Origin of the sequence: Cellulophaga algicola DSM 14237, assembly GCF_000186265.1 — a bacterium.
Classification (GTDB): domain Bacteria; phylum Bacteroidota; class Bacteroidia; order Flavobacteriales; family Flavobacteriaceae; genus Cellulophaga; species Cellulophaga algicola.
The window spans coordinates 670,900-692,738 of sequence record NC_014934.1 but is presented as its reverse complement, the minus strand read 5'-3'; the positions used below and the strand labels follow the sequence as shown (position 1 = coordinate 692,738).

At 33.4% G+C, this 21,839-nt stretch carries 21 protein-coding genes; 8 read left to right on the top strand and 13 right to left on the bottom strand.

The genetic code is table 11. The features are described from left to right. Positions 1-38: 38 nt before the first annotated feature. Positions 39-968: a citrulline utilization hydrolase CtlX gene (gene ctlX, locus CELAL_RS02930; RefSeq protein WP_013549425.1), complete on the top strand. Its 930-nt coding sequence runs from the start codon at positions 39-41 to the stop codon at positions 966-968. 3 nt (positions 969-971) lie between these two features. On the opposite strand, the gene CELAL_RS02925 is transcribed toward ctlX, so the two are convergent. The 4 genes from CELAL_RS02925 to CELAL_RS02910 are packed head-to-tail and all read right to left on the bottom strand — an operon-like array spanning position 972 to position 4,527. Then, a complete protein-coding gene (locus tag CELAL_RS02925) occupies positions 972-2,459 on the bottom strand; it encodes a BCCT family transporter (RefSeq protein ID WP_245529674.1) in 1,488 nt (495 codons plus the stop codon). Positions 2,460-2,467: 8 nt separating this feature from the next. Continuing rightward, positions 2,468-3,895, bottom strand: a complete 1,428-nt coding sequence (locus CELAL_RS02920) for an SDR family oxidoreductase (protein WP_013549423.1) — start codon at positions 3,893-3,895, stop codon at positions 2,468-2,470. Positions 3,896-3,906: 11 nt separating this feature from the next. Beyond that, a complete protein-coding gene (locus CELAL_RS02915; protein WP_013549422.1) occupies positions 3,907-4,332 on the bottom strand; it encodes a hypothetical protein in 426 nt (141 codons plus the stop codon). Positions 4,333-4,335: 3 nt separating this feature from the next. After that, entirely contained in the window at positions 4,336-4,527 is a 192-nt protein-coding gene (locus tag CELAL_RS02910; RefSeq protein WP_013549421.1) for a hypothetical protein, read from the bottom strand. 108 nt (positions 4,528-4,635) lie between these two features. Between CELAL_RS02910 and argS the strand changes: the two genes are divergently transcribed. Next, the gene (argS, locus tag CELAL_RS02905; protein WP_013549420.1) at positions 4,636-6,414 is read left to right on the top strand and encodes an arginine--tRNA ligase; all 1,779 of its coding nucleotides are present in this window, start codon (positions 4,636-4,638) and stop codon (positions 6,412-6,414) included. Between the two features lie 15 nt (positions 6,415-6,429). Then, a complete protein-coding gene (locus CELAL_RS02900) occupies positions 6,430-7,206 on the top strand; it encodes a zinc-dependent peptidase (RefSeq protein ID WP_013549419.1) in 777 nt (258 codons plus the stop codon). Here the strand turns inward: CELAL_RS02900 and CELAL_RS02895 are convergent, their stop codons facing one another. The 3 genes from CELAL_RS02895 to CELAL_RS02885 form a co-directional block, all read right to left on the bottom strand. After that, a complete protein-coding gene (locus CELAL_RS02895; RefSeq protein ID WP_013549418.1) occupies positions 7,207-9,762 on the bottom strand; it encodes a TonB-dependent receptor in 2,556 nt (851 codons plus the stop codon). Next, positions 9,743-10,651, bottom strand: coding sequence for a FecR family protein (locus CELAL_RS02890; protein WP_013549417.1), 909 nt, complete (start codon positions 10,649-10,651; stop codon positions 9,743-9,745). Before CELAL_RS02890 ends, CELAL_RS02895 begins: the two co-directional genes overlap by 20 nt. Positions 10,652-10,762: 111 nt before the next feature. Then, entirely contained in the window at positions 10,763-11,272 is a 510-nt protein-coding gene (locus CELAL_RS02885; protein WP_013549416.1) for an RNA polymerase sigma factor, read from the bottom strand. Between the two features lie 119 nt (positions 11,273-11,391). Between CELAL_RS02885 and CELAL_RS02880 the strand changes: the two genes are divergently transcribed. From CELAL_RS02880 to CELAL_RS02865, 4 genes are all read left to right on the top strand, one after another. Continuing rightward, entirely contained in the window at positions 11,392-12,801 is a 1,410-nt protein-coding gene (locus CELAL_RS02880) for a hypothetical protein (RefSeq protein ID WP_013549415.1), read from the top strand. Between the two features lie 136 nt (positions 12,802-12,937). Then, positions 12,938-14,275: a signal recognition particle protein gene (gene ffh, locus CELAL_RS02875; protein WP_013549414.1), complete on the top strand. Its 1,338-nt coding sequence runs from the start codon at positions 12,938-12,940 to the stop codon at positions 14,273-14,275. A 48-nt stretch (positions 14,276-14,323) separates the two neighbouring features. Further along, positions 14,324-15,208 (top strand): bifunctional 5,10-methylenetetrahydrofolate dehydrogenase/5,10-methenyltetrahydrofolate cyclohydrolase, encoded by an 885-nt coding sequence (locus CELAL_RS02870; protein WP_013549413.1) that lies wholly within the window; start codon positions 14,324-14,326, stop codon positions 15,206-15,208. Positions 15,209-15,279: 71 nt separating this feature from the next. After that, positions 15,280-16,335: a PAS domain-containing sensor histidine kinase gene (locus CELAL_RS02865; protein ID WP_013549412.1), complete on the top strand. Its 1,056-nt coding sequence runs from the start codon at positions 15,280-15,282 to the stop codon at positions 16,333-16,335. Positions 16,336-16,337: 2 nt separating this feature from the next. Here the strand turns inward: CELAL_RS02865 and CELAL_RS02860 are convergent, their stop codons facing one another. The 6 genes from CELAL_RS02860 to CELAL_RS02835 all read right to left on the bottom strand — a co-directional run bounded on the left by CELAL_RS02860 (position 16,338) and on the right by CELAL_RS02835 (position 20,954). Then, the gene (locus tag CELAL_RS02860; RefSeq protein WP_013549411.1) at positions 16,338-16,763 is read right to left on the bottom strand and encodes a VOC family protein; all 426 of its coding nucleotides are present in this window, start codon (positions 16,761-16,763) and stop codon (positions 16,338-16,340) included. 25 nt (positions 16,764-16,788) lie between these two features. Continuing rightward, positions 16,789-17,631 (bottom strand): alpha/beta fold hydrolase, encoded by an 843-nt coding sequence (locus CELAL_RS02855; RefSeq protein WP_013549410.1) that lies wholly within the window; start codon positions 17,629-17,631, stop codon positions 16,789-16,791. After that, positions 17,628-18,002: a cupin domain-containing protein gene (locus CELAL_RS02850; RefSeq protein WP_013549409.1), complete on the bottom strand. Its 375-nt coding sequence runs from the start codon at positions 18,000-18,002 to the stop codon at positions 17,628-17,630. The genes CELAL_RS02855 and CELAL_RS02850 overlap by 4 nt, the downstream gene beginning before the upstream one ends. Before the next feature lie 110 nt (positions 18,003-18,112). Next, the gene (locus CELAL_RS02845) at positions 18,113-18,559 is read right to left on the bottom strand and encodes a hypothetical protein (protein ID WP_013549408.1); all 447 of its coding nucleotides are present in this window, start codon (positions 18,557-18,559) and stop codon (positions 18,113-18,115) included. Positions 18,560-18,790: 231 nt separating this feature from the next. Continuing rightward, complete coding sequence (locus CELAL_RS02840) at positions 18,791-19,414, bottom strand: hypothetical protein (RefSeq protein WP_013549407.1); 624 nt, start codon at positions 19,412-19,414, stop codon at positions 18,791-18,793. 28 nt (positions 19,415-19,442) lie between these two features. Then, positions 19,443-20,954 (bottom strand): helicase HerA-like domain-containing protein, encoded by a 1,512-nt coding sequence (locus CELAL_RS02835; protein ID WP_013549406.1) that lies wholly within the window; start codon positions 20,952-20,954, stop codon positions 19,443-19,445. Positions 20,955-21,082: 128 nt separating this feature from the next. Here CELAL_RS02835 and CELAL_RS02830 point away from each other — a divergent pair, with 128 nt between their 5' ends. Further along, a complete protein-coding gene (locus CELAL_RS02830; protein ID WP_041557452.1) occupies positions 21,083-21,715 on the top strand; it encodes a 7-carboxy-7-deazaguanine synthase QueE in 633 nt (210 codons plus the stop codon). Positions 21,716-21,839 lie beyond the last annotated feature (124 nt).

Genomic DNA, 21,839 nt, shown 5'->3' with positions numbered 1-21,839 from the left:
AAAAGTATAATTTTACTCAAAAAAAATAAAGCAGTTTTATGCAAGTTACCAATACTATTTTAATGATAAGACCAGTTGCTTTTCGTATGAACGAACAGACGGCTGTAAATAATTTTTTTCAAGAAGATCTTGATCTTAAAAATGTTGAAATTAATAAAAAAGCACAAGTAGAATTTGATGCTTTTGTAACTGTGCTAAAAGAAAAAGGAGTACATGTAATTGTTGTTGATGATACGCTAAGTCCGGATACTCCAGATTCTATTTTCCCAAACAATTGGGTGTCTTTCCATAAAGAAGGTATTGTTGGTTTGTATCCAATGTTTGCTGAAAATAGAAGAAATGAGCGTCGTGAAGATATATTAGATATTTTAGAAGAAGAAGGTTTTGAAATAAAAGATGTTGTTGATTTTACTTCAGCCGAAGAGGATGATTTCTTTTTAGAAGGAACAGGAAGCATATGTTTAGATAGATTAAATAAAAAAGCCTATTGTGCATTGTCAGACAGAGCAGATGAGGAATTGTTTATTGAATTCTGTGAAGATTTTGATTATTTCCCAGTAATTTTTACGGCAAACCAAACCGTAGATGGGAAACGTATGCCAATTTACCATACTAACGTAATGATGGCATTAGCAGAAACATTTGCTATTATTTGTACAGATACTATTGATGATAAAAAAGAGCGCAAAATTGTTTTAGATCATTTGCATAATGATGGAAAAGAAATCATTAGAATTACCGAAAAGCAGATGCATCAATTTGCAGGAAATATGCTGCAGGTTTTGGGAGCAGATGATAAGCGCTATTTAGTAATGAGTTCTGCCGCATATGCTAGTTTAACTCCTGATCAACTAAAAGCTATTGCTGTACATTGTGAAATTATACATAGTTCATTAGATACGATTGAAACTTGTGGAGGTGGTAGTGCACGCTGTATGATGGCAGAGGTATTTTTACCTAAAAAATAAAGATCACTTTTTTTTCAAAACATCTTTTATAAATACCCAAGCCATGAATATGCTGAAAAATGCAAATGGTAATGAGGTTATTATTAGTAGTTTTTGAACTGTAGTTAAGACATCTATTTCAGGTTTTACATCACCTAATACTAATAAAGCTACAGTGGCAATCAGAATAATTACAGACCATAACATTCTGTGTTTTTTACTCGGGTTCTTTTTGCCACTATCTGTAAACATGCTTAGAACAAAAATAGCTGAATCTACAGAGGTAACTAAAAAGCTAGCCAATAGAAAGAGCGTTACTAAATTCAAAACAAAAGCCATCGGATAGTGCTCAAAGAATACGAAAATAGACGAAAACACATTTCCGAATTCATTATGGTAACTCCCCCAAACTTCTACGAGCTGGTAGGCTGAAGTACCGAATACAGAGAACCAGAAAAATGTTCCTAGAGTTGGTATAATCAATACGCCTAATAATAGCTGTTTTAGCGTTCTTCCTTTAGATATTCTTGCAATGAATATCCCTGTAAATGGTGCCCATGCAAGCCAAAAAGCCCAATAATAAAATGTCCAATCAGATAAGAAATCCATTCCTGGATTGTAGCTCCCATAGGCCAAACTCATAGGAATGAAATCTACAATGTAGTAATAGGTAGCCTTCAAAAAATTAGTCGTGATTAATTGAATGTCACTAAATATAAACGTAAATAAGAGCAGGCTTAATGCAATTAATATATTCAGTTTCGATATAATTTTTATGCCTTTATTTACTCCCATCCAAGCACTATAAGCTGCTACAATTAAAATTATAGTAGTGAGAGCTATTGTTAAGCCTAAACTAAATTCGCCTTTAAATACATGATTAATGCCGCCCTTTATTTGTGTGGTGCCCAAGCCAATTGCAGCTATTAATCCAAATATTGTAGTGAGTATGGTAAGAACATCAATGCCGTATAATAGGCGCTTGTTGGGTAGTGTATTAGAAACGGTTTCACTGATTAAAATTTTTTTCTTTCGAACAAATAACGTGTGAGCAATAACCATAGCAAATAACCCATAAAAGGCCCACGCTGTAAAACCCCATTGGTAAAACGTAAATTCTAAGGCGAGAATTTCTGGTGCTAAATCCGAGGAAAAAGGCGGATTCTGTTGCATGTAAATTGGTTCCTGTACTGCTCTCAATAGTATACCAGCCCCCATTCCTGCGCTATACAACATAGCAACCCAAGACCATAAAGAATACTCAGGCTTTGAGTTTGTTTTGCCTAACTTTAATTTACCTATAGGAGAAAATGCTATTACAAGTAAAAATAGCACGCAGGCTAACCCTAAATATAAGTAGAAGTAGCCAAAATAGGTGCGCACCCAAAGGGATAAGTCACTAATAATAGCGTAAGTCGCTTCCGTAGTAAAAAAAGCTACTAAAGATAAAATTAAGAGAATACCAACAGATACTATTAGTAATGAATTTTTAAAAAGTGCTTTCAATTTCAAATGTGCTATTATTTTTTTGTGGCTATTCCTCGAAGCATTCCTCCAAAAATAAAAAAGTGAAAGGGTAAAACACTATACCAATAGAGCCTACCTCGAAGTCCACGAGGTCTAAAAGTAGCTGTTTGATGTAATACATTATTTTGGTCAATTTCGAATTCTAACCAAGCCTCACCTGGTAAGCGCATTTCAGCAAATAGGAGCAAACGTTTATTCTTTTTATCAGCTAGCAACACACGCCAGAAATCAAGGGCGTCACCCGTATAAATCCTGTCTGGATGTGTTCTTCCGCGTCTTAGTCCTACGCCACCAGAAAGTTTGTCCATGAAACCTCTTGTTTTCCACAACCAATTTGCGTAATACCAGCCTGTTTCTCCACCTATTTTCCAAATGTTTTGAAGTGCTAATTCAGGATTATCAATTTTCATTGATTTTTTATCTGTAAGCACGCCATATTTAGGTACCTGAATGTATTTTTCTAAATTCTTTCTAAAACGGCCACTCACCATACTATCTTTCCAACTACTCACTACTAAATTTTGTTCAATTTTTTTGAATGCCATATCAATAGCCTCACGATAAGAGAATGGGGTTATGTGCAGGATGTCTTGTAAGCGTTGATCTTTAGCGACAACCTCCATTTTCATACTGTCCACAAGGTTTATGGCAAGCTTATATGACGTAGAAGTGACAAAATATAACCAATAAGAAGATAGTTTAGGGGTCATGATAGGTACTGTTACAATCCAGTTTTTAAAACCACGGGCTGTTGCATATTGATGCAGCATTTCTTTGTATGTTAATATATTGGGACCAGCAATATCGAAAGAATCGTTATATGTTTCTGTATGTCCAATTACCCCCGTTAAATAAGAAATTACATCTCTGATGGCGATAGGTTGTGTTTTTGTAAGTACCCATTTTGGAGTAATCATAAAGGGTAATTTCTCACATAAATCCCGTATAATTTCAAAAGAAGAACTTCCAGAACCCACAATAATTCCAGCTCTAAGAACAGTAAGGTTAAAGCCGCCTTGGTATAGAATGTCTTCAACATTCTTACGAGAACTTAAATGTTTAGATAGCTCTTTGTCATTGACAATGCCGCTTAAGTAAATAACTTGTTGCACATTTGTTTCTGCCATATAGGCGTTAAAATTGTGAGCGGTTATTGCTTCTTGTTTATCAAAGTCCTGAATAGAAGAACTCATAGAGTGTATTAAAAAATAAGCAATATCAATATCTAAGGGAATTTTACCAGAAGAAAAATCCTTTAATAAATCTAATTCTATAACTTCAATTTGAGCTCTAGTTTCTTTATCTATGGATAGGCGACTTTCGTCTCTAACGGCACAAACAACTTCGTGACCTAACTCCAGCAGCTGTGGTAATAATCGCATGCCAATATAGCCATTTGCACCTGTGAGTAGTATTTTCATAAAGATTAGGTTTAAAGATCTGTTATGGAAGTAGGTGTATTTTCGATTTTATAATCTAGAATTTTTTTAAAATAATTTTGAATTGCTTTTGTATCAGATTTGACTTTAATGAAATAGTGATCTTTGAAGATGGAATATACCGCAAAATCTCCTTTATAAATAGATAGCTTATAGTAGGGAATCACCAGTGCAAAAGTTTCTAATAAAGATCGAAACCGAACGATTATTCCTTTCGGGCGTAATTCCACATTACAAGAATTAGTATTGTTATCGAGTAGTAATAAATTACGAATCTCAATACTGGTTTCGGTAATAAATAATTTGGGTGAGCCAATGCCTTTCATAGCCCACCGTTCTTTTAATGGAAAAGGTTTGCCTACTAAATCATCTACTTTACGGGTAACCTCTTTGTTATTGTACGATACATTAACAAGCATAGGTTATAATTTTCTATTTACGGGTACTTTTTTGCCGTCAACACGTTGTGCTAAATATTGTACTTTTTTACCAGAACCGTCTTTGTCATTACAAAACGATTGTACTAAATCATTAAAAAAAGAGGCTAATGATGTAGCTATTTTCCTTATGCTAGGAGAATCAATCTGCGCAAATACTTTTTGAAAATCTATCATGATGTAATATTTCTTATAAAGTTAAGCTATTACGAGTGGTTTAAATCTTAATATACTATTAAAAGGACAAAAAATGTTTAGTTTTGCAAATTGATAAGTCGAATAATCATGAATATCCAGAACGTATTAGAAACCAAGGTAAAAGAAGCGGTTTCAACATTATTTAAAGCAGAATTACCATCGGTAGAATTTCAGCCAACACGTAGAGATTTTGAAGGAGATATCACCATTGTTGTATTTCCAATGCTACGAGTTGTTAAAGGTAATCCCGTACAAATTGGTAACGAAATAGGGGCTTATTTGGTACAAGAGGTTGCAGAAGTTTCTGGGTTTAATGTCATCAAAGGTTTTTTAAACTTAGTGATTACTGATGCTCACTATTTAGCAGATTTTAAGACGATTGCTGCTAATACCACTTTTGGATTTGTAGAACAAGATGCCTCAAATGCGGTAATGGTAGAATATTCTTCACCAAACACGAACAAGCCTCTGCATTTAGGGCACGTAAGAAATAATTTATTAGGATATGCTGTGGCTGAAATATTAAAGGCCTCAGGAAAGAAAGTGTATAAAACCCAAATTATTAATGACCGAGGAATTCATATCTGTAAAAGTATGTTGGCTTGGCAGAAGTTTGGAAAAGGGGAAACTCCTGAGAGTACAGGTTTAAAAGGTGATAAATTGGTAGGTAATTACTATGTAGCTTTTGATAAAGCATACAAAGTAGAAATTGCCGATTTAGTTGCTGGTGGTTTAGCAAAAGAAGCGGCAGAAAAGCAAGCGCCTATACTGTTAGAAGCAAAACAAATGCTTTTAAAATGGGAAGCTGGCGATGAAGAAGTGGTTTCGCTTTGGAAAACAATGAACCAATGGGTTTACAAGGGGTTTGCCGTTACGTATAAGAATTTAGGCGTAGACTTTGATACGTTGTATTACGAGAGTGATACTTATTTATTAGGGAAAGATGTTGTAGCAGAAGGTTTAAAAACGGGTGTTTTCTTTAAAAAAGAAGATGGTAGCGTTTGGATAGATTTAACAGACGAAGGTCTTGATGAAAAAATTGTCTTGCGTTCTGATGGTACAGCAGTGTATATGACTCAAGATATTGGTACGGCTATACAACGCGTTAAGGATAATCCAGATGTGAGTGGTATGGTGTATACGGTAGGGAATGAGCAAGATTATCATTTTAAAGTATTGTTTTTAATCTTAAAGAAATTAGGGTTCTCATGGTCTAAAAATCTATTCCATTTAAGTTATGGGATGGTAGATTTACCAAGTGGGAAAATGAAGAGTAGAGAAGGTACTGTTGTTGATGCAGATGATCTTATGCAAGAGATGACAACTACTGCCGGCGAAATATCTCAAGAATTAGGGAAGCTAGAAGACTATTCTGATGCTGAAAAGCAAGATTTATATAAAATGATAGGCTTAGGTGCTTTAAAATATTATATTTTAAAAGTAGATCCTAAAAAGCGAATTCTGTTTGATCCTGAAGAGTCTGTAGATTTTCAAGGAAATACGGGTCCTTTTATACAGTATACTTACGCTAGAATTCAATCTATTTTACGTAAAGCAGAAGAATTAAGTTTGAACGGTTTTGCAGGATTAACAACACTTCATGAAAAGGAGAAAGAATTGATAAAACAATTACAAGGTTATCCTGAAGCTATTCAATTAGCAGCCGCTAATTATAGTCCGGCACTGGTGGCTAATTATACGTATGACTTGGTAAAAGAGTTTAACTCATTCTACCAAAATGTATCTATCTTAGGAGAGGAAGAGGAACATAAAAAAGCATTTAGAATACAGTTGTCTAAAAAGGTGAGTGAGGTTATTCAATCTTCATTTAAGTTATTAGGAATAGAAGTTCCTGAGCGCATGTAATTTATATTGAGAAATATGTGGATCCCTGTTCTGGTTATCATTGCAATGGCCACATATTTCTTATATATTATTAGGTATGCATACCGGCTTTATTTTTCAAGATTAGAGCCGCTTACCATTTCTGAAAAGAAAATTATTCTCAATAATTTTCCAGTTTACAAAAAACTATCCTATCAGCAAAAGCAGAAATTTGAATATCGTTTGCTCCGATTTAGAAGAGATAAGGAATTTATTTTTCATGGATTAACACCGCGCCAAGAAGATATGGCGTTGCTGTTAAGTGCCACAGCCACAATTTTAACTTTAGGTTTAAAAAGATATAAAATTCCTGCAATAGAGCGCTTAATTATTTATCCAAATCAATATTTTTCTAAACTAAACCGTCAGAACCATATAGGAGAATATAACCCGGGATTAAAAACTATTGTTTTTTCTGCAGCACACGTAAAACAAGGTTTTGAAATTCCTAACGACAATAAAAATTTAGGGGTTCATGAGTTTGCACATGCCTTAAGTTTTAATGCTACTTTAGAACGAAATTTTGAAAACAGAAATTTTCGTAAACATATGGATTTGTTAAGTGCTGTATATGATTCCGTACTATTTCAACAGAAATTTGAAGAGAGCTCATATTTTAGAGCCTATAGCAAAGCAAATATTCAAGAATTTTTTGCCGTTGCTGTAGAAAATTATGTAGAAACACCTTTAGAATTTAGACAAGAATTTCCTGAAATTTATTTGATCTTAAGAAAGATGTTGAATTTTGATTTTCATAAGCCTTTTGAAGTGTAGTTAAAAGAACATTCGAAAGCTAAAGTTTGGGGTAATCCCTAACGAAACACTTTCGATGGTTTCTATTTCCTCTTGGTCATTTAATCGGTAGTATCTATTCAGGATGTTGTTATGGTCTAGAACATTTAAAAGTGATGCGCCAACGGATGCTTTTATATTTTGGCTGACTTTGAAATCATAAATAGCGGATGCATCTACTCTTAGATATTCTGGTAATCTACTGTTGTTAGCGTCTTCGTAATTTATAGTGCTCGGAAAAACAAAGGTATTTATAGGGTTGCCGCCTTCTTGTGGCTTCGTATACGGCCTTCCTGTTCTGTAATTAAGACCAAGGCCTAATTTTAGATTCTGATAGGTATAGGTGCTTGCAAAAGTGATCGTGTGTCTAATGTCTAAATTATTAGGAAATGTAGTGGGACTTAATAAATCAAATGTATAATCATTTTTATTATACGTATAGGTCAACCAGTTACTAAGGTTTTTTGTCTTTTGGTTAATTAAAAATTCAAATCCCCTAGCGGCATATTCCCCAATTTCTCCATTAAATTGATCTTCATTCTGAAAACCTTGTGTGGTAGTGCTAATGCCATTTACATATTTATAAAATCCTTCTAAGCCAATATAGATTTTGTTTTTGTCATAATTTAAACCCAGGGAAACTTGTTTACTTCGGGTGATTGGTAATTCTTCTTCATTCGCCAAAACCCATCTTCGTTTTTCAATTCCTAAAAAATTTTGTTTCAAATCAATGACTTGGTTGGTGGTTTGGTTTTTAAATTCGCCTTGTAATTCTACCTTAAAATCTCGAGTTAATCTATAGTTTAGATTTAATCGAGGTTCTAGAATAAGTTTTTCAAAAGTTGCTAGATTTTTAATATAATTTGCGCGTATACCTGCTCTAACCCATAGTTTTTCATTTTTAGAGGTGTAGGTAAGTTCTGAAAATAAGGCATGCGTTCTAAGAACACCTTTTATATTACTGCGGAATGGGGGTTGGGTTACATTCGTAAAATTTATAATGCCTACTTCCTTAAATTCATACCCGTTTTTCCAAGCTAACTGTTCAGAAAAATGGTAATTAGATGTTAATTGAATGGCAGTTTCCAATACTTCGTTATTTTGAAGTAACTGTTGCTTGTTTTCTGTAGTGAAATTTTCAGAATCTAAATGGTAGGAGGTGTAATAGGCATTTATTTGTGTGGAGAAATTAGCATTCCATGTGCTCTCTAAATAACCACCAATCGAAAAATTAGTTTGCATTAATTTACTGTTGGTCTTTTCTGCAGTGTCCGTATTTAAAGCGGTATATGCTAATAAATTATTGATGGCAATAAAACTTACACGTGCCTTATGTTTCTCTGAAATATCATATAATAGTTTGCCTGTAAAATCATAAAAATAGAAATCTTCGCTTCTAGCTAAATTTTCTTGTTCAGGTTCGTTGCCTTTAATTTCAGTATCCTGAAAAGCTCTATCGTAAAATTGGTTGTACGTAGGAGTGTTTAAAAAATCAGTGATAGAACGTCTTCCTGAAAATTGAAATGCTAGATTTTCTTTAAGAGGAATTTGGCCATACACATCACCACTCAATAAATTAATTCCTGCGCCACCATATAAATTATTAGTAATGGTATTCTTTGTACGCATATCTAAAATACTACTTACACCGTCTCCAAAAGCAGCACTTGAGCCATTCTTTATCAGCGTTACTTTATCTGTGAGGTAGGGGTTGAATGCAGATATTAAGCCAAAGAAGTGTCCAGATTGATACATTTTTATACCCTCCCAGAGTATTAAGTTTTGGTCATTGGTACCACCACGAACATTAATATCAGAAACGGTTTCGTCTATACTTTTTATTCCGGGTAGCGCTTGTACGGTTTGCAAAACATCAGGCTCTATTAAACCAGGGAGAATCCCAAAATCGTCCGTATTTAGAACAATACTGGCATCATCTTGCTTTTCTAAGCCAGTGGTTAAAAATTTATAAATGATGACCTCTTCTAACTGTTGTATATTTTGAGCCATTAAAAGGGTCTTACAAGTTTTACCGTCTTGTAGTTCTTCTGCCTTAACGAATAAGGGTTTAAAGCCAATATGTCTAATTTCTATGGTAGATTTTCTCGGAACATTATTCAAATAAAAACTACCTGTATCATCTGTAATGGTAGTTAAGTTTTGTTCTAATACTTTAATGCTTGCATTGTGCAGCGTGTTCTGTTCAAAATTATCTAAAACTTTAGCGCAAATAGAAAGCATACTTTTAGAAATAGTATAGTATCGGGCATCTATTTTTTTTAAATCTAAAGGTGTTTCTGTTTCAATGTAGTGAATGGCAGCCTCCAGCTCATTAAATTCTTGAGAAAGAATTAAAATGCTATTAATGGAATTATCTGCGAATGAAAATTTCACTGAAAAAGTTTCTTCTATTTGATTTAAATATGCTCTAAGTGAAACCCGTGCAGTTTTATTTTCCTGCCCTATACTGCTTAAGGAAGAGAAGAATAAAATTGCAATTAAAAATATAGTTATAATACTACTCTGCGTTTTTGGCATGTAAAATCACTTTATTCCCCTCTACTGTATACGATATGTTATTTGGAACACAGATACTCTTCAACGCCGAATTTATATTTTTGTTGGTGAACGTTCCTGTAAATAAGGTGTTCGTGTTTATAGTCTTGGTTTCAATAGTAACATTGTATTGACGCTCTAGCTCTGCTAAAACAAAGTTTAATGGGATACTGGTAAAAGCACTTTCATTAGTGATCCATGAAGGTTGGTCTGTTTTTGGTGCTTCCGTAGAAACGATTTCATCATTTAAAACTAAGAATGAAGTTCCTGCAGGTAATTTCAAAGTATTGTTTTTGTAAGTAACGCTAACTAAACCTTCAAAACAGGTGACTTCAAAATAGTTAGGTCTATTCGCTACATTAAATTGTGTTCCTAAAACTTGAACAATTCCAGAAGACGTTTGTACTGTAAATTTTTTCCCCTTAGCAACCTTAAAATAAGCTTCCCCGTTAAGTTCAAGGAGGCGTTTTTTACTCCAGTTCTTTTTGTTATACTCAATTTCTGATTCAGCATTTAAAACAACCTCAGAAGCATCAGGTAATATTACTATTTCTGTTTGTGCTAAATCTGTTTTTATATGTTCATCAGAATTAATAAAAAAGTATGCAGTAGTTATAAATAGTGCGGCCACGGCTGCGACCCGCATTAATTTTTTAAATGGATTTAATTTTAGGACTTTCCCTTTTGGAGTAGTACGTTTATTTTTGCTGTCAGTAAGCGCTTTGTCTATATCAAATTCAGGAGCTTCTAATGTTGCAGAAACAGCAGCAATTTTTTGATATGAAGCGTACGCATCAGACTTTTTAAAAGTCTCGAGTTCCGCTTCGGTTAATTCGTTGTTAAGCCATTTGGCTAGGTAATTCTCTTGCATAATTTATGCTTTATATTCTTATAACAATTAGTTAGGTAAAAACCCTACTTTAAATTTACTGGTTTTATTTTCCATCAACCATCAACCATCAACCATCAACCATCAACCAATTTATATGCCGTCAATTTTTTCACGTAATGTTTTTAACGCTAAATGCATTCTTTTTTCAATAGCTTTAATGCTAACTCCTTCCATTTCGGCAATCTCTTTATATTTTTTTCCGTCAATTCTATTTAATAGAAAAGTGGTACGCTGGTTTTCGGGTAAATCAGACAAAGCAGTTTCTAATTTTTTCTTAAATTCTTTTTCTTCAAGAATAAAATCTGGAGTTTCGTGAGATACGTCAAGCGTTTCTTTTGCATATTTCAAGCGAACTTTTTCGGCCTTAATCACGTTCAAATACAAATTGTTTGCAACGGTATATACAAACGATTTAGCTTTCTCTGCAGAAACTTTAGCGCAGTTCTCCCAAAGTTTTATAAAAGCTTCTTGTACAACATCATAGGCTTTCTCTTCATTTCCATATTTATAATATATATAGTTAAAAACCGTTTTAGAATTGGCTTTAAATAATACATTGTAAACTTCTTCCTCACAAACATTTTGTTCCGGTGTATCCATTAATCAATTATCAAAAAGTATTTTCCAAAGGTATTTTAAAAATAATTAAAAGGTATGGTAGGGTTTTGTAGAAGTGAGTTGTTATAGAGCTATAAAACAAAAAAATAAACCAAATTATTATGAAAAATGTTTTCGCAAAATTTATGTTCGCAGCCCTACTTATGGGAACATTTACTTTAACCTCTTGTCAAAAAGAGTTTGAGGAATTACCAGACAATAATGATAGTAATGCAATAGAGGCTTCTTCTGCTACAGCTACGTTAATTAAAAATACATCTTCAGAGGAGGGTCAAAATAATAGTATAGAATGTATAGACTTTGTGTATCCTATAGATTTATTCAGTTTTAATATCAACCTAGAAATTACAAACACAGTTACTGTAAATAATGATACTGAACTAAGGTTGTTTTTTACAGGTTTAGGAGACAATGATGTTGTTGGAATAGATTTTCCTATTACTTTAGAAAAGTACGATGGTACTAAAATTACTATAAATAGTAATGCCGAGCTAGTTACGGCTTTAGAGGCAGCAAAAGATTCTTGTGATTCTAACCAAAATGAACTATGTAGTGATGAAGATATAAATGAAGCTTTATTAGGACAGTGTAAATTTAAAATTACAAACTTAGATGGTTCTTTCTTTGAGGAGTTATATGTAGATTTTTCAGGTAATAATATTCACGTTTACAATGCTAATACGACAGTAGTAGATGAAGGGAACTGGTCTTTACAAAATGGAACGTTACAAATGAATAATTTAAGCGCTACTTTAGCTAACTACGAAGGAGAATGGAAAGTTATTGACTGTGGAGATGGGTTATTTAAATTGAAAAAAGGAGAAGAAACTATTGTTTTAACTAAAAGCTGTGAGGCAACAGCTGGTTCTAATGATGAGGTGGCAAGCTTACTTAAGGAGTGTGTTTGGAGCTTTACAGATGCTAATGATACTTTTATTGGCGTAGTAAATCTTAAATTTCTTCAAGGGGGAGAAGTTAAGTTTGTTGATGAAAATGGAGGTTTAAGTGTCACTGACCGTTATACATCTTGGGAAATTGATGCTGGTGCAATTATTTTTTACAATGCCAACCAAGAGTTAATTTCTGAAAGATGGAAAATTACTCAGTATTCAGAGACTGAAATTTCTTTAGATATTTATAACAATACAGAATTAGAATATCAAAATGTATTAAAAAGAGATTGTAATGAATCTGCTGCTGCTTGCAGTGATGCAGATATAAACGATGCATTATTAGGACAGTGTAAATTTAAAATTACAAATGTAGACGGTACTTTCTCTGAAGAATTATTAATAGATTTTTCTAATAATAACATACACGTTTATGATGCTAATAATACAGTTGTAGAAGAAGGTAACTGGTCTTTACAAAGTGGAACATTATCATTTAACAATTTAAGTATGACTCTGGCAAACTACGGAGGAGAATGGAAAGTGATAGAATGTGCTGATGGTTTATTTAAGTTAGAAAAAGGAGAAGAAACACTTCTTTTGACGAAAAAATGTGATTAAGAACTTAGGTTTCAGATTTGAATAAGGGCAGCTGTAAAAAAGCTGCCTTTTTTTTGTGCATATATTTTTGCAATCTAACTTCAGACTTCCCATTGTTATTATTAAATTTGCAACACTTGATAATTAAGGTAATACTATGTTTGATAATTTAAGCGAAAAGTTAGATAAAGCACTTCATGTTCTAAAAGGGCATGGTCAAATCACAGAAATTAATGTTGCAGAAACTTTAAAAGAGGTTCGACGAGCTTTACTAGATGCTGATGTCAATTTTAAAATAGCGAAAGAATTTACCAATACGGTAAAGGAAAAAGCTTTAGGTCAGGATGTGCTTACGGCATTACAACCAGGCCAGTTAATGGTTAAGTTGGTAAAGGATGAGCTTACTGCGTTAATGGGGGGTGATGTTGAAGGTATTAACTTATCTGGAGACCCTTCCGTAATCTTAATGTCTGGTTTGCAGGGTTCTGGTAAAACTACTTTTTCAGGGAAACTTGCGAGTTACCTGAAAACAAAAAAAACAAAAAAACCGCTATTAGTAGCTTGTGATGTCTACCGTCCTGCAGCAGTTGATCAATTACTGGTCGTGGGAGAACAAATAGGTGTTGAGGTATTTTCTGATCGAGGAAATACAGATCCTGTAGCAATCTCTAAAGCAGGTATTGCATATGCAAAGGCAAACGGTCATAACGTTGTGATTATAGATACCGCGGGTCGTTTAGCTGTAGATGAGGAGATGATGAATGAAATTGCTAATATTCATAAAGCAATTCAACCACAAGAAACCTTATTCGTAGTAGATGCAATGACTGGGCAAGATGCAGTAAATACAGCAAAAGCCTTCAATGATATCTTAAATTTTGACGGGGTTATCCTTACCAAATTAGATGGTGATACACGTGGTGGAGCCGCAATTTCTATTAAGTCTGTTGTAAATAAGCCAATTAAATTTATTGGTACGGGTGAGAAGATGGATGCTATTGATGTATTCTATCCGGCACGTATGGCAGAACGTATCTTGGGTATGGGTGATGTTGTATCCCTTGTAGAAAGAGCTCAAGAGCAGTTTGATGAAGAAGAGAGTCGTAAAATTCAAAAGAAGATTGCTAAAAATCAGTTTGGTTTTGATGACTTTTTAAGTCAGATTCAGCAAATTAAGAAAATGGGTAGCATCAAAGATCTTATGGGAATGATTCCTGGTGCAGGGAAAGCCTTAAAAGGTTTAGATATTGATGATGATGCTTTTAAACATGTAGAAGCTATCATTCATTCTATGACACCATTAGAAAGAGCTACGCCGGCAAAATTAGATGCTAGTAGAAAAAAACGTATCGCTAAAGGTAGTGGAAGATCTATTCAAGAAATAAACCAATTGCTAAAACAATTTGATCAGATGAGTAAGATGATGAAAATGATGCAAGGTGGTGGTGGCAAAAAGATGATGCAAATGATGGGTGCAATGAAAGGCATGCAATAAAAATACACAACTTAAGATAACTACTTAATAAACGAAGTAACCCATACCATGGAAATATTAGACGGGAAAAAAGTATCCAACGAAATAAAAGATGAGATTGCAATTCAGGTTGCTAAAATGCGTGAAAAAGGGGAAAAGGTACCTCATTTAGCAGCAATATTAGTGGGTAGTGATGGTGCAAGTCTAACGTATGTTGGTAGTAAAGTTAGATCTTGTGAGAAAGTTGGTTTTGAATCTACTTTGGTTAGAATGCCAAGTACAACATCAGAACTAGAGCTTTTAAATAAGATTGAAGAATTAAATAAGAATGAGGATATAGATGGGTTTATCGTACAATTGCCATTGCCTCCACAAATAGATACTCAAAAAGTTTTATTGGCTGTAGATCCAGATAAAGATGTAGATGGTTTTCATCCTATGAATTTTGGGAAAATGGCTTTAGATATGAGTACGTTTATTCCTGCAACGCCTTTCGGGATATTAGAACTTTTAGAGCGTTATAATGTAGATACTAAAGGAAAGCATACCGTAGTTATTGGTAGGAGTCATATTGTAGGGAGGCCTATGAGTATTTTAATGGGAAGAAAAGGGTGGCCAGGAAATTCTACCGTAACCTTAACACATAGTCATACGAAAAACATTACTCAAATTATTTCTCAAGCAGATATCGTGATTTCTGCATTAGGAGTTCCTAAATTCTTAAAAGCAGAAATGATTAAAGACGATGCGGTAATTATCGATGTAGGTATTACTCGTGTAGCAGATGATTCTTGTGAAAAAGGCTATTATATTACAGGCGATGTAGATTTCGAGAATGTAAGTAAAAAAGCAAGTTTTATTACTCCTGTACCAGGTGGAGTAGGTCCTATGACTATAGCAATGCTATTAAAAAATACTTTATTGGCGCGTGAACGTCATAGAAGTAGAAAATAATTGTCGCTATTTCATTTGATATTGAGGCTTTACTTTAAGTCTCAATATTTTTTTCTAACTTATAAAAATTAATGCCATATAGTCTTGAAACTTTTTTTGAAGTGTCGCGTGACTTGCTTTGTATAGCGGGGTATGATGGGTATTTAAAAAAAATAAATCCGGCATTAATTCATCTTTTAGAATATTCAAAAGAAGAATTACTTTCTAGGAAAATAAGTGATTTTATTTATGAAGAAGATCGGTTAAGGACTGCTTCAAACAGAAAAAATCTAAAAAAGAATCTTCCATTACTAAATTTTGAGAACAGGTATATAAGTAAATCTGGTAACATTATTTGGTTAGACTGGACAGCAATACCTTTGCCAGATGAGAATTTGATTTATGCTATTGCAAAAAATATTACCTACAAGAAAAAATTAGAATCTGAACGGGCAGTACACTTACTCGCTCTAGATAAGAAGAATAAAAACCTTAAGAACCTTAATTTTAAGACTTCTCATGACTTAAGATCTCCTGTTAACAACTTGCTTACTTTGTGTAATATTCTGGATTTAAATAAGATTACAGATCCTGAAACATTACAGGTGTTTAACTTGATTAAGAATTCTACAGAAGGACTTAGAGATTCTTTAAATAGTTATGTAGATTCATTAACAGAAACAGAGGAGCTAGAGTCTTCTCGAGAATTAATTTCACTTTCAGCAATTTTACACGTAGTGCAGTCTTCTATTAGCGCATTGATATTTGATTCTAGGGCCAAAATAACAACTGATTTTTCAGCTTTTGATGCCTTCTTTTTTAATAGAGATTTTATGGAGAGTATCTATTTAAATTTAATTACAAATGCCATTAAATACGCAAAGCCAGATGTTTTACCTAAAATTAATATTGCATCTAAAATTGTAGCGGGAGAGCAAATACTTGTCTTTTCTGATAATGGTTTAGGCTTTGATATGAAAGAGGTAGCGGGTAAGATTTTTAATCTTAACCAAAGATTTCATTCAACAAAAGACAGTAAAGGAGTTGGGTTGTATTTGGTGCATAGTCACATCACAGAAATGGGAGGAAAAATAGCGGTTACCAGTGCTGTAAATGAGGGTACAACGTTTACAATTACTTTTAAATAAACTTATTTAGCAAATAATTGATCCATGTCTTTAAAAGATTTAAACTCTAAAGCATTACCTGCAGGGTCTAAGAAAAACATGGTGGCTTGTTCTCCAACTAAACCTTCAAATCTTATATATGGTTCAATGATGAATTGAACACCTTTTGTTTTTAATTCTTCAGAAAAGCTTTGGAAGACATCCCACGGTAATACTACGCCGTAATGAGGTACAGGAACATCGTGGCCATCAACAGGGTTGTGGTGTAGGTCTTCTTTTACCGTTTTTGGTTTGTAGTGAATGACTAATTGATGTCCGAATAAATTAAAGTCAACCCAATGATCACTACTCCTACCTTCGTCGCAATTTAATATATCGCGATAAAACGTTCTACATTCTGCTAAATTATGCACCGGTATTGCAATATGAAAAGGAGTGACAGTTGACATGTTTTTTTTGTTTTAAAATAATCTTTTATTCTGATTTTAAAAATGCAATAATTTCTTCATTTACCACTTCTTGATGCAAGGAGTGTCCTAAACCTTCTGTTTTTATTAAACGACTATTTTTCCAATTTCGGTGAATTTGTTCTGCGGAAGTATAAGGAGCTATTTTATCGAACTCATCATGAATGATCAATCCTTTTTTAGTTATTTTTTTAGAAAATTTTGCAATAGAAAATTCCTCAATGGTAAATTTGAATTGACGTTTAAAGTAATTGTTTAAACTGTTTTTTACGGTGGAGTTGAATTTTAATAAATTTTGGTAATCAGTTACAATTTCAGAAAGCTCAGAAGGTGAGCCAAGAGAAACTATTTTTTGAATAGAGTTGTTTGGATGCTTGTATTCATTATACATCACTGTCATCCCACCCATGGAGTGACCAATAATAATTTTTGGATTATAAGTGGCTATAATTTTTTCTGCACAAAGCGTATATAAGGGTACATTAAGAATATTTCCTGATGAATTACCTTGGCCAGGAGCATCAAAAGCAATTACATTGTAATCTTCATTTTGTAAGTAGCCAATTAAATTCCTCCAACGAAATACATTGCTTTCCCAACCATGAAGAAGTAATACTGTTTCTTTTTTACCCTGCCACTTATAAGTTTGTAGCTGAACTCCTTCAGCAGAAATTATTTCACTTTTTGCAGGGTTTAAAAATTCTTTTTGGTGTTCTAAAATACAACCTTTTCTAGGAGTGCAAAAAAGCTCAAACGCCTTCTGTGCGGCTTTCTCTTTAGAGACTAAAGCCAAAGAGTTAAAATAGCTTCCGTAAAACAGAGGAATGTATTTATTGAGTGCTTTTTTCATTTGCAATTTTCTCTATGAACTTTTGTAAAATCAAAAGCAGGTAAGCAAACGGCCAGATATTCACATTCCTCATCGAAAGGGTTTGAATATTGTACGCGTGTGTTTCTTTCTATTTTTATAGATTGGCCAGCTTCTAAAATAATAATTTCGTTATCTACACTAAATTGTTTTTTCCCTTTAATAATATAGGTGTATTCTTCAAACTCTGGCGTTTGAAAAGGTTCACTCCACCCTGGAGGAGCAATCATATGAGCGATACTAACTTGGTCCTCATTAGTGCTAGCCTTGCCAAAATGTTCTTCTATTCGCTTACCATCAGTAGTAGGTACTACAAAGGGTGTTTTTTGAATCGTGTATTTCTTCACCATCATAAATAATTTGATTTATTACTTAACCAAAACTTTTATTTTTAAAAGCCAAATTTTTAAAAAAATCAGGGAATTAATAAACAAGTTCAAGTCCCATGATTTGTTGTAAGTATTTAGTTAAGTATCTCGAATTTCGATAAATCATCATTAGACTTTATATAATTCACTGATTTTCCTGTTCTCAGTTTTTTTAAATTCAGTACTTTATTCGTAACGGAGATTATTTCAAATTCTGGTTCTCCATTGCTGTAAATAGTGTCGTTAGAAAGTTTAAACTCAAATTTCATCCCCATGCCTACCTTGTATTCTATATAGTTTGTTTCATTATCAAAAACTAAATAAAAGTCTTGAACTGTTGTAGTGGTTTTTGATTGTTTTAAGTCTGTCTCCGCATATATTATTTCGCTAGAGGTTCCTTCTTGAATGTTCATTATTTCATAATCATTTTTTTGCTCTCTAACTTCAGAATGCTTCCAGGTTCCATACAATAATTCAGAATTGGAAGGTTTACAAGAATTAGCAAGTAGTATAGCAAAGAAAAACGTAAGGATGATCTTCATTTTTTTTTTTTTTAAAATTGGTTTTGGCGGTTTAGCTATTGCAATGTTAATACACGAAATTTGTTTTAATTTTCGTCTGAACAAGCAGTAAATACCTTATTTCCAAGGTTCTCGACTGCTTGCTAAAATTCTAAAGTTTGCTGCTTTGGTGTTCTAAATATTTTATTATGTAAGTCATTTTTTAAATGCCACATAATTTATTTATAAAAGTTATTATAGCTTATCTATTTATTATTCCCAAGCAAGCATCATATATTTGATTTTTGCTCCATCAGGAATCTGTACTTCTTCAATATTTGCACTAGAATCATACCGAAGACTAGAAGGCAATTCTTGTTTGTCTATCGTAAAATATAGCCCTGTATCTTTTAATAAAATCACCACATTATTCATGGATGTAATGATTTTTTTTATGCTGTATTTTTCTTTAATATCTTTAAATGTACTAGCGGTAGAAATCCCTTTGTCTGAAATATAACGCGGATCGTATATTCTGATATTTTCTATTTTAGGAATACTGTCTCTACTAGGAGTAAGGCTCAATAATTGTTTACCTCCTTTTTCGTAGATATCAATCTTATTATAGATAAAATTAGATTGTATAATACGTGTAGTGTCCGTCTTGGTGTCGTTCAAAACTTCATTCTTAAATCCTAATTGTAAATTTAAATTAGGAATGCCATTTTCAGCAACGATAGAATCTTCAGCATAAATGGTTTCTAGGTCCATAACCTTTGTGTCTTTTGTAAGCTGGCCAATAACACCGGTACTAATATTAAATTTTTTATCAGTAGATTCACAGTTTAAGAATAGTAAAGAAGTTGCGGCAAGGGCAACAGAAAATATTTTTTTCATTTGGTAGTTTAGTTTTTAAACAATTTTTTTAACGCATCACTTTTTTCAAGACCCCTAAAACTCCACGAATAAAGGTAGCGCTGGTTAACACTTTTATGATAGGGTTTTGTCTTGTACTCGTTCTGCTTCTAAAAGAAGATTTTGTGGTTTTTGGTTTTTCTTTTTCGATTTCAGCCTGTGCTTCTGCTTTTTCTATTTTTTCATTTAGAAGTTCGTAGGCACTTTCACGGTCTATAATATCTTCATATTTTTTAACCAATTTAGATTTTTTAATCAGTGTGCTTAATTCGCTTTCCGTTAAAACATCCATTCTGCTCATGGGAGCTCTAAGCATAGTAGCAGCTAATGGCGTAGGTCTTCCTTTTTCATCAAGGGCAGAAATTAATGCTTCGCCAATACCTAAAGAAGTTAATACCTCTTTGGTGTCGTAGTACTCAGATTCAGGATAATTTTCGGCAGTAAGTTTAATTGCTTTTCGATCTCTTGCTGTGAAGGCTCTTAAGGCATGCTGTACTTTTAGACCTAATTGAGCTAATACATCATTGGGAACATCTGTTGGGTTTTGTGTGACAAAGTAAATTCCGATTCCTTTAGAACGGATAAGTTTTACAATATTTTCAATTTGGTTGATAAGTGCTTTAGATGCCTCATCAAAAATTAAATGAGCTTCATCAATAAATAAGACTAACTCAGGTTTATCGCTATCTCCTTGTTCAGGGAACGTACTGTATATTTCGGCCAATAAACTCAGCATAAATGTAGAGAATAATTTTGGTCGGTCTTGAATATCAGTTAATCGTAATATATTTATATAGCCGTTTCCATTTTTATCTATACGTGTTAAATCGTTAACATCAAATGATTTTTCACCGAAGAAAAGCTCAGCACCTTGCTGCTCTAATTCAATCACTTTTCTAAGAATAGTACCTGTAGAACTAGTGCTGATGCGGCCGTAATTTTCTTTGAATTCTTCTTTGCCACCATCAGTAGCATATTGTAGTACCTTTTTAAAATCTTTTAAATCTAACAGCGGTAATTTATTATCATCACAGTATTTAAAAATTACAGCAACAATCCCTTCTTGTGTTTCAGATAAATCTAAAATTCTGGAAAGTAAAATAGGTCCAAACTCAGAAACTGTTGCTCTTAATTTTACACCATCTTGCTCCGAGAGTGATAAAATTTCTACAGGAAAACCTTTAGCTTTAAATGGGATACCAATTTTAGCATGGCGTTCCTCAATTTTAGCATGTCCAGGACTTGGTTGTGCAATACCACTTAAATCGCCTTTTAAATCCATCAGCATCACAGGAATCCCTTTTTCTGAAAGATTTTCGGCAAGAACCTGTAGCGTTTTAGTTTTTCCGGTACCTGTTGCTCCCGCAATTAAACCATGTCTGTTTAATGTTTTCAAAGGTATTTTAACAAAAGCGTTTGTTATAGTTTCTCCATCTAAAATAGCAGATCCCATGGTTATAAATTCTCCTTTTGTTTTGTAGCCTTCTTCTATATAGGAGAGAAATTCGTCTTTGGTACTCATTGAAGTAAATTTTGTATAAAAATAAGGGTTTTTTAGGCAACTTTTAAAATGTAATCTCTCTTAGAACCTTATAAGGACAAATTTGCTTGTTATGTGCTACTTTCATAAGTAAAATGTATCTTTGCAAGATGGTAGAAAATGATGTTTTGGCATTGGTCAATAAAGGAGAAATGTTGCCTTTGATGGAAGAGTTTTATACAATTCAAGGAGAAGGTTTCCATAAAGGTACAGCAGCTTATTTTATTCGCGTAGGTGGTTGTGATGTGGGTTGCCATTGGTGTGATGTGAAAGAAAGCTGGAATGCAGATACCCACCCGCCAACAGCAACTGAAACTATTATTTCTAATGCAGCCAAGTATTCTGACACTATTGTTATTACTGGAGGAGAACCACTTACGTGGGATATGGGGCCTTTGACCAAAGGTTTAAAAGCAAGAAATCTTCAAACACATATTGAAACTTCTGGAGCGTATCCACTTACTGGAGTTTGGGATTGGATTTGCCTTTCTCCTAAGAAAAATAAATTGCCAGAAGGTAGAATTTATGATGAAGCTCATGAATTAAAAATGATTATTTTTAATAAGCACGATTTTATTTTTGCAGAAGAACAAGCAGCAAAAACCAATAAAGAATGTATTTTATATTTACAACCAGAATGGAGTGTTCGTGATAAAATGGTACCACTTATTGTTGATTATGTGATGAAAAATCCAAAGTGGAAAGTATCCTTGCAAACCCATAAGTATTTAAATATCCCTTAGTTGTAGGGTCTTACTATTTAAATTTGATGTTACCTCTCATGGTTTTCTTGAAGTCGTTACTTGCTCACGATACCATTGCTTGAATTTGATTTTTTTTAATAGTTCTGTTTGCTTTGCGGTTGCA